General features: G+C 60.2%; 6 protein-coding genes. All 6 read right to left on the minus strand.

Annotated elements, in window-relative coordinates; translation table 11 throughout:
* Positions 1–614, minus strand: a 614-nt coding sequence (locus AC1DT2_RS10200; RefSeq protein ID WP_477296107.1) for a PAS domain S-box protein, incomplete at its 3' end; no start/stop codon positions are given.
* 144 nt (positions 615–758) lie between these two features.
* Positions 759–1,124, minus strand: a complete 366-nt coding sequence (locus AC1DT2_RS10205; RefSeq protein ID WP_477296108.1) for a helix-turn-helix domain-containing protein — start codon at positions 1,122–1,124, stop codon at positions 759–761.
* Between the two features lie 257 nt (positions 1,125–1,381).
* Positions 1,382–3,541, minus strand: a complete 2,160-nt coding sequence (locus tag AC1DT2_RS10210; RefSeq protein WP_477296109.1) for a two-component system response regulator — start codon at positions 3,539–3,541, stop codon at positions 1,382–1,384.
* Entirely contained in the window at positions 3,538–7,182 is a 3,645-nt protein-coding gene (locus AC1DT2_RS10215; RefSeq protein ID WP_477296110.1) for a response regulator, read from the minus strand. The genes AC1DT2_RS10210 and AC1DT2_RS10215 overlap by 4 nt, the downstream gene beginning before the upstream one ends.
* Before the next feature lie 13 nt (positions 7,183–7,195).
* On the minus strand, positions 7,196–8,371 hold the full coding sequence (locus AC1DT2_RS10220; protein WP_477296111.1) for an ABC transporter substrate-binding protein: 1,176 nt from the start codon (positions 8,369–8,371) through the stop codon (positions 7,196–7,198).
* 320 nt (positions 8,372–8,691) lie between these two features.
* Positions 8,692–8,904 carry a recombinase family protein gene (locus AC1DT2_RS10225; protein ID WP_477296112.1) on the minus strand — a complete coding sequence of 71 codons (213 nt, stop codon included), beginning with the start codon at positions 8,902–8,904 and terminating at the stop codon, positions 8,692–8,694.
* Between the last annotated feature and the right edge of the window lie 447 nt (positions 8,905–9,351).

Raw genomic sequence — 9,351 nt, forward strand, 5'->3', positions numbered from 1 at the left:
ACCCCAGCCATGGCGGTATGGAAGATACCCTGTGTGCGCGGATCGTCCGGCAGGCGTGGTCGAAGCAGCTCCAGGCCGCCCCGGACCGCCATCAAAAGGTTATTGAAGTCGTGCGCCATGCCACCCGTAAGCTGACCGATGGCTTCCATCTTCTGCACCTGGAAAAGGGCTTCCCGGGCCTCTTCCAGTTCCCGTGCGGCAGCCCGTTGCTCGGTGACATCCCGGGTGACCTTGGCAAAACCGATGACGGTGCCATCGTCGTCTGTAATGCGGTCAATGATGACGTGGGCCCAGAACCGTGAGCCATCCTGCCGGACCCGCCAACCTTCGTCTTCCACCCGTCCGGTCGTCGCGGCCGTGATGAGGTTGCGGTCGGGAATGCCCGCGATGCGGTCTTCCTCGGTGTAAAACTGTGAAAAATGGTGACCGATGATGTCGTCGGGCAGATAGCCCTTGATGCGTTGCGCCCCTGAGTTCCAGCTCGACACGTGCCCCGTGGGATCAATCATGTAGATGGCGTAATCGGCAACCCCCTGGACAAGGAGTTGGAACAGGGTTTCACTGGTGCGCAGGCGCTCGCTCGCCGAGCCCGGCTGGGTCGGAACATGGTTCATTGAGGACGTTAGCCTGTTCGTTACAGCACCGTGAAGTGTGCCCACGCCGCGTCGAGGGTCTGTGAAGAGGCCGTAATGTTTGGACAGCGCGCATCCGAACCTCGGTGCCGTTGCGGCGGCGAATGCACTGCCGTTCCGTGCCCGCTAGTGCGGACTGCCCTCGCGCGAGCGTCGCCATTCGGTCGGGGAACAGCCGACGTGCCTCTTGGAGCACATCCCCATTGCATTACCGTCGGCGAAACCGAGGCTATAGGCGATTTCGGTGACGGTTAGACCCGGATTCAACAGCAGGCGCTGCGCTTCCTCGATCCGTCTGTCGCGAATGTAAGCCACAGGCGTCCGATTGAAGCTGCCGGCGAACGCAAGATAGAACTCAGGGAGAGCCATACCCGCAAGAGCGGCCAGTCCGCGGACCGTGAGGCGCTCGTCGAGGTTCGCTTCAATATACGATTCCAACGACGAAGCGATCTCTGCAGGCAGTTTCCTATGCAACCTCGTGCTCTCGAACAAGGTAAACCCGCAGCCTAAGGGAGCGACGACCCGTTGGGAAGGTGGAGGACCCCACTGCGACCGCCGTCACATAGCCTCGTGTCGACAGCCCGCCAGCGCAAGTTCGTCAGTCGCATTTCTCCTGGAACTCGTTGTCGCTCGCGACCCTGGCCCTTTGCGCCCCGAATGAGGTACAGGTCCGGCCCACAGACGGCTAAAAGTCGTCAGCCGGACGATAACGTCAGTCGCGGCCGCGGCGCGGCCAGTTCGTCGACCCATCACTGCATCAGATGAGCTGAAACCTCGGGCAGGTCGAGGATGCGGATTGGCGGGACGCGACGGCAACTGTCCCAAGGGAGGCGCGTTCGTGCCCCGAGCAGAGCATTCATTTCGCTGGCCGGTAATGCTCGGCTAAAATAGTGGCCCTGCATCCTGTCGCACCGATTGGTATTGAGAAAGGTCAGTTGCTCYTCCGTCTCCACGCCTTCGGCAACCGTGGTCATGTGCAAGGATTCCGCCATCGATATGATCGATCGGGCAAGCGATGCGCCGTCAGCGCTGCTGGCTACGTCGTTGATGAATGACTTGTCGATCTTGATCACGTCGATCGGGAACTCCTTCAGATAGGAAAGGCTCGAGTAACCCRTGCCGAAGTCGTCAAGTGTCAGCACGACACCAATCTCCTTCAGTTCCTTCAATGCTTTGACCGCGGTTTCCTTGTCGTGCATGAGTACGCTCTCAGTGAGCTCCAGCTCAAGAAATGCCGCATCCAGCCCGCTGTCGGCAAGCGCTGCACGAACGAGGTCCTGCACATTGTCCAGCCGAAACTGCCGCGCCGAGATGTTGACTGCCATGGTCAGGTCTGTGTGGCCCGCATCGTGCCAGGCTTTCGCCTGGATGCACGCGCTGCGCAACACCCACTCGCCGATCGGGATGATGAGGCCCGTCAACTCCGCCAGTGGAATGAAGATGTCCGGCGAGATCAGTCCTATGCCCGGTCGCCGCCAGCGCAACAAGGCCTCAACGCCGCTGACCACCCCACTCTTGAGGTCCACTTTTGGCTGGTAGTGAATTTCCAGTTCGTTACGCATCACGGCCTGGGTCAGCGCATTGACCAACTCGGCCTGCTCTTCCACCTGGACACCCATTTGGGGGGTATACAACTGGAAGCAGTTTCTCCCTTTGTCCTTGGCGACGTACAACGCGGCATCGGAGGTCTTCAGAAGCATCTCGGCGCTAAGGCCATCCTCCGGGAATACGCTGATGCCAATACTTGTCCTCACATGTAGCTCGTGCCCCTCCAACAGGATAGGTGGGACAAACGCGTCGAGGACTTTCTGCGCGGTAATCTCGCCGTCGCCCGGATGGGTCATCGACGACAGCACGATGACGAACTCATCGCCTCCCAGGCGCGCCACGGTATCGACCTCGCGTACAGTCGCCTTTAGTCGTGCCGCCACTGCCTTGAGCAAGTCGTCGCCGACGTGATGCCCGAAATTGTCGTTGATGAATTTAAACCGGTCCAGGTCGAGAATCATGACCCCGACACGGCGGCCGTCGCGCTGCGCGCGGGCGATCGCCTGCGCGATGCGATCGCTCAGCAGGTTGCGGTTCGGCAAGCCGGTGAGTGCATCGTGGTTGGCCATGAACTCGATCTGCGCCTCGTGCATCTTGCGCTCAGTGATGTCCTGTATCGTCCCGCGCAGTGATACGATCTTACCCTGGTCGCGGTTTGCTTCGGCTTGCTGAAAGACGAAACGCTCGCTACCGTCCCTGTGCACGATACGATGCTCCATCCCGAACCTGATGCCCTCGTCGCGCAGGCGCGTGAGTGAATGAATCAAGGGGGGGCGGTCTTCGTCGGACACACATTGCATCAGTGCCTCATCGGTAGCGACGATGCTCCCCTCCTCAAACCCCAGAATCCGATACAGCTCAGGCGACCAAGAACCGTTGGTCATGGTGCTGCCGTACTCCCAGTTGCCGACATGAGCCAGTTGCTGGGCGAAGGCCAAGCTGCCTTCGCTGCGGGCGAGCTCGTCAAGTACGGCGCTGGAACGCAGTAGGTAACGCACGCGATAGCCGAGGAGCTTCCAGCGCATCGGCTTGGACACGAAATCGGTCGCCCCCGCCTCGAACGCACTAGTGATCGATTCGTCATCATCGTTGCCGGTGAGGACGACCACAGGCACACGCTCGCCGCCTGGCAACTTGCGAATGCGCCTGCAGCACTCGAATCCATCCATGCCCGGCATGCTGACGTCCAGCAGAATGATGTCGGGTCGGTGCTGACGAAAAGCTTCGATGCCCTCCGTCCCGCTCTCGGCTTCGCGCACGCTGAAGCCCTCCGGCTCCAAAGCCTCGACCACCAGCATGCGGGTCATCGGATCGTCGTCCACGATGAGGACGGATGGATACTCGCGGGTTTCTATGGTCATGCTACGGTCCTTTCTAGTGCAAGCATCGCAAGGACGCGGTCGAGTTCCTTAACGGCATCGTCGACCCGCGTCTGCGCCGAAACGACCTCGGCGGCACGCGCGAGCTGTTCGATGTCACGGCAGTTCGTCGAAAGCGAAAAAGCGCCGACATTCGCACTGGTCGACTTCAGCGTGTGGGCAGCGTGCCGCAAGGCATCGGCATCATTGGATGCTATGGCCGCGAGCATTGCTGCGACCAGTCGAGGGGCGTCGAGCGCAAAAAGGTCGATGACACGGGTCAATACGTCCGGCCGACCCGGCCGTTGCAGGTCTCGAAGTACCTGCAGGGCCTCGACGTCCAGCGGAGCGGCCACCGATTGGATTTCCGGTGCAGCCGCGGAGACGACCGCCGTCTGCGGGTTCGTACGATCGCTCGGTACGGATTGCGTCCACTTGGCGAGAGCTACCAAAAGGACACTGCGCCGGAAAGGCTTGGACACGTAGTCGTCCATGCCCGCCTCCAGGCAATTCTGCCTGGAGCCGACCCCTGCGTTGGCGGTGAGCCCGATGATGGGTAGACGGCGTGAGCCCGCTTCCGCTTCCCGTCGCCGCAGCTCGGCGCTCGCCTCGAAGCCATCCATTTCGGGCATCTGGCAATCCATCAGGACGACGTCAAAACTGACCGACTCCACCGCCTTCAATGCCTCGAGTCCGTTTTCGGCAACGGTGACGGTGTATTCGGTGTCCTCGAGCATCGCCAGGGCGATCTCCTGGTTGACTAGGTTGTCCTCGGCCAGGAGGACTCGAACGCTTTGCGAGGGCCTGACCTGCGCGTTGGAGGCAGTGGCGGTCGCGAGTACGGAGGCCGTGGCGCCGGGAACACCGAAACCGATCGCCGCAGCCAGGCTTGCGTACAGATCGACGCCGCGTAGCGGTCTGCTCAGACACTGCTCGACGCCCAGCTCACCGGCAAGGCCGCTGCTGTCGGCCGTATCGAACGAGGACAGCATCACGATCTTCAGCGGCGATAGCACGGGATCGGCCCTGATCGCCGCGACCAGCGACATGCCGTCCATCACCGGCATCCTCATGTCGACCAGCGCGACATCGAAGTATTTGCCCTCCGCCGCTGCGGCATGGAGCTTTTCCAGGGCCACGATGCCGTCGCATGCACTGGTGACAAGCATGTTCCACTCGGTACCGAATTCCGCCAGGATGCCCCGATTTGTTTCGTCGTCGTCGACGACCAGCATGCTCATGCCGGCGAGCGAACTGCGTATCGAGGAAAGCTGCGGCTCTACGTCGTCGGTCGGCTGTTCCAGGCGGAACGATGCCGAAAACGTCGACCCCTTACCCGGCGTCGTATGCAACGTAAGCGTGCCACCCATGAGTTCAGCCAGTTGCCGGGAAATGGCAAGACCCAGTCCCGTGCCACCGTACTTGCGCGAGGTCGAACTATCGGCCTGCCGGAAGGGCTGGAACAATGCGGCGGCCACCTCCGGTGCGATACCGATGCCGGTGTCCGAAACCGACATGCATACGGTCTCGTCCGCCTCGGAGCGGCGCACCTCGACGACGATCTCGCCACGTTCGGTAAACTTGATCGCGTTGCTGACCAGATTGGTCAGAATCTGCCTCAGCCGGCCCGGATCGCCGCAGTATCGATCAGCTACATCGTCTCCCATGCTGAAGAGGAGGCTCAGGCCTTTGCGAGTGGCGCTGTGGCTCATCAACGCTATGGTGTCTTCGATGAGCCGACGCAAATCGAATGGGACGTGTTCAAGATTCATCTTCCCCGCCTCGATCTTCGAGAAGTCCAGAATGTCGTCGATGATCGTCAATAGTGCTTCGCCGGAACGATGCGCCGTGTCGACGAAGCGGCGCTGTTTAGGGTTCAGGTCGGTCAGCAGCAATAGCTCGGTTGTGCCCAGCACACCATTCATCGGCGTGCGGATTTCGTGACTCATCTTGGCCAGGAACTCCGACTTGGCGATGGTCGCCGCCTCGGCCTCCTTGGTGGCAAGTTTCAGTTGCGTGTCATTCCGCTCGATAGTCTCCAACATCGCATTGAAGCCTTCGATCAGGACGCCGATCTCGCCCGTCCCGCGCTCGGGGACGCGCAACGACAGATTCCTGCCACTACGGATACGTTCGATGGTCCCAGAAAGTCCGGTGATCGGACGTAGGATGGTAGTACCCAGCTTGGTGTTGGCAATGAGCCCGACAATGACCAGCAGCGACGCAGTCCCCAGGATGAGCGCGAACGATTGCCCCACCGACCGCTGCACCTTCATTACGACAGCATGCTGCTGCTCACTGATGCGTCTTATGCGGACGTCTCCGTAGTGGACCTGCTGGTCGGACATGGCCGTGACGTGCTCGACGATACCGCGCAACGCGCCCTCGCTGGCCAGTGCGCGGGATTTAGCTGTAATGATGCGTTCCGACGCGCTCTCGACGGTGGCGATGAAGTCGTTGATCTCCTTCGCGTCCGTGATGGACTTGGTTTGGCCTGTCTTGAGCAGCGCCGCGGTCAACAGGGCGCCATTCACCCGTAGTTCGGTGTTCTCCGCTCTTACGCCAGCTTCCTGCATATGTAATTCGTTGACTGACTCGCTGGCCGTCAGATCCGTGACATTGTTGTGCAGCTCAAGGATGTCGACGGTCAGCTTGGATCCGGAGTGCTTGACCTCATCGGCGTTCTGCAGGAACAGGTTGGCTGCGGCAAGCGTACGGCGATCGTTCAAGGCGCGTAGGTCAATCGCGTCGATATTCTCGGAGATGCGCCCAATCACTGCATTGAGATCGGAAAGCGTTCTTTCCTTCGCTTCCCGGTATTTCGTATCCGAACTGCCGGGGAGGAACACCTCCGCGCGCATGGCGATCAGGCCATTGTCGCCAAGTGCATCCGCCCCTATCGCCGACACGACATCCTGCAATTCCCTGGTGACGTTGGCCTCCACGCTCCCCCGGTCCAAGTTTTCCACGAAGCCGGCGGCCGCCGCCATTCGCTCTTTTAGCGGGGATAGGCGGTACCGGTTTGTCACCGACTGGATTTCACCAACGATAATGATCATGTCTTTCACGTGCGACCGTATGTCCGTAAGCCGCTTCGTCGCGTCTCCCGAGGCCAGGCTCTCCCGCTGAGCTTCGGCAACCACGGCTTCGGCACGCGTATTCAGCGCATCGATATGTGCCCCGATGACGCGAAGCGCGTAATCGATCTTGTGCAACGAATCGTTGACATCGACGGACTCGGATCGGAAGATGTCCGTGTCGCTCAGGCGTGCGCTTACCGCCTTGTCCATGAGACGTTGCATGTCCTTGAACTTCAGTGGCTTGAACTCGTCATCCTCCTGGTCCGTGCGAAGGATATCGGTGGTGATGGCGTCGATGGTCGCGATGTGCGCGCTGATGACGGCCGAAAATTGTTTCTGCTGAATTGTGTCCTTGGACGTGCCGAGTCTCAGGAAGTCGCTCGACAACTTTTCCGTCGTACGAACGAGTTCGTTGGTCGCTAACTGAAGCGGCACCGACTCGCCGGTGAGCCTGTCCACGCTCGAGGCGACATCCTTCAGCGCGATCAGGCTGGCTGTAGCGATCGCCATCATACCGAGCAGCAGCAATGCTGTGCCGGCAATCAGTTTTGTCTTGATGCGCACAACACCTCGATTCCTATCGCGTAGTGAGATCGGTCAGCCTGGGTATCGTCTTGATAGCGGTAATCTTCCCATCGGCGATCATGGTCAAGAAAACCGCTGTCGATGCCTGATGGCTTTGGGGGGTGAAACTCACCCGGATGCCGCCTAGATCCCGGTCGTGCATGGATWCGAGTGCGTCGACCATACCCGCACGCGTCAGGGCCGGGCCCGCCTTCTCCAACGCCATCGCCAGCACCTTGGCGGTGATGCAACCTTCGAAGTTGACGAAACCAAGATCCTGTCGAGGGAGCTGTTTTGCCAGAAGCGCTTCGCACTGTTGGACGAGGGGGAGGCTCTTGTCGCCTGGGAACGGTACGACCTGGGATACGACCACGCCATTACCGCCTGCGCCGATCAGTTTTACGAGATTGTCGGTACCAACGAAGGACACTGTCGCGAGACTCGCCTTCAGCTTCTGTGCCCTGGCACTCGCGATGAACGCGGATAGAGGCGCGTAGGGGCCGACCATGATCACGACATCCGGGTCGGCGCCGATCAGGGTCGCCAGCCCGCCATTGACCGCGTTGGTGCCGCGCTGGAAGGCGGCTTTCGCAATGACCTCCAATCCATGCCGCTTCAATGCTCTTTCCGTTCCATGCAGGCCCGCGAGGCCAAAGCTGTCGTCCTGGTAAAAGACGGCGAACCGCTTGGCGCCCCTGTCTTCGATAAAGCGCGTCACCAATACGTCCAATTCGTCGTCGTAACTGGCGCGGATATTGAAGACCTCCGGAATGACCGGCTGGCGAAGCGCCATCGCACCGGAGAAAACGCCGATCAGCGGCGTCTTCGTTTCCTTGACGATCGGCAGTACCGCGTTAGCGGTGGGCGTGCCGACAAAACCGAACAAGGCGAAGATCTTTTCGTTTTCGATCATCTTCAGCGTCGCGTCGATCGCCTTGTCAGGCTCGTAGGTGTCGTCGTCGACCAGGAGGTCGATCTGCCGCCCGTGGATGCCGCCGTTCGCGTTGATATCGGCGAAGACCGCCGTGGCGCCGGAACGCATCCCCTGACCGAGACCGGACGCCGCGCCGGTTTGGGCGTTGACCATTCCCAAGCGAATACGAGATTCGGTCAGACCTTGGTCGGCCGCCCGCACCGGAACTAGGAACATCACACTCATCACCAAGCCGGCAGCCATCGTTCTGAGCATGATTTTTCCTGTCATCGGTTACGTTCGGTGATGTGTTCTTTCCTGGGAGCCCGGTTAAGCCATCCTAGTCCTGTCAAGAACGAAGATGTCGGTTCCGCGTGAAACCAGACAGGGCCGGTTCCAAATGCACCAATTCGGCACGATAGCGCTCGACCCGATCAGCCGCTCGAGCGAGTATGTGTGCACGACTTTGAGAAGCGACACGACACATGGTTCTAAACGCACCCGAAAACCGAGACCAGCGGTCCATGCGTGGCGCTTATCTAAGGAGACAACAGCGATGTCGTTGGTCGGCGATCTAGGTGCGGCTGCTTTAAGCCTTAAGCCTCGTCGCAGTACGAACGCACGATCGCCATTCCGTGATCGGCCGCGTATGACTTGATGGCCGCTGCTTGGTTGGCTGGCGAGTATTCCTGACGCTCAGTCGACATTCGTGCAACCCAAATCACTCCGGACGATGTGGGAGCTGAACCGGGTGACTTGGCGGCCCCCTGGTGTCTCCTGCGCGTTTGCGCTACGCCGGTCGCTATCACGGCGCAGCCGAAGTACGTTCTTAAACACAGATGTGCTTTACGTGTGCCGCGCCCAGTGTGCCGACGAATGAGGGGTCCACGGCTGATTCGACGGGAATGAGATCACTAGAGCGAGCTGCGCAGCAGCTTATTCATGGAACTCAACAAGAATCGTCCCGGTGGCCACAGCGGTTCTCCGCAACTGGGGAACCTCTCTTCGCGAGCTGGAAATCTGGATACGCGGAGATGCCCTATCATCCTTTTGGCACGCAGATAGCCGTGTTGGGAAGGGAATGTTAACGTTCGAAGCGAGCGTCGATCGTCTGCGCCGCGCTTCATTGGCGAACGCGCTGGGAGACCGGCAAGTGTTGCTGACTGCCGACACACGTGAGACGGACAGAAAGTGGCGTTACCTAATTATTGCCGACGACGCTAGCGCCGCTGCCGAAGCTGAGGCCGGAGTAACAG

It is taken from the genome of Luteibacter sp. P4_E6, from assembly GCF_056401535.1.